Source organism: Flavivirga aquimarina (assembly GCF_030540835.1).
Classification (GTDB): Bacteria; Bacteroidota; Bacteroidia; order Flavobacteriales; family Flavobacteriaceae; genus Flavivirga; species Flavivirga aquimarina.
Window position 1 is genome coordinate 1 of sequence record NZ_JAUOEK010000067.1, and the last position, 280, is coordinate 280.

General features: G+C 35.4%; 1 pseudogene. It reads right to left on the reverse strand.

The features are described 5' to 3' along the window. Nucleotides 1-154: 154 nt before the first annotated feature. Nucleotides 155-280, reverse strand: a pseudogene (locus Q4Q35_RS05200) (IS982 family transposase); the annotation flags it as partial.

Here is a 280-nt window from a genome sequence, read left to right on the forward strand (position 1 = left end):
TTTTAGGAGTTATCGGGACGACTTACCATTTTGAGTGCGCCTTACAGGCTTCTCAAAATGGAGTCTTCCTGCCACGCCAATGGAGTGGATTAACTAATCCCTCTGAGACAAGCATTTATCCATTTAAAATAAATTTTATCAACCCGTTGTGCATTTAGGCGATATTAACTTTTAAGTTATTAATATTCCTATTAAACACGAACTTATTGATAAACTGGACTACTGTCATTGCTGTGATTTTGGACAAGATTCTATTTTTGAATCCATCAAAAGATTTAGC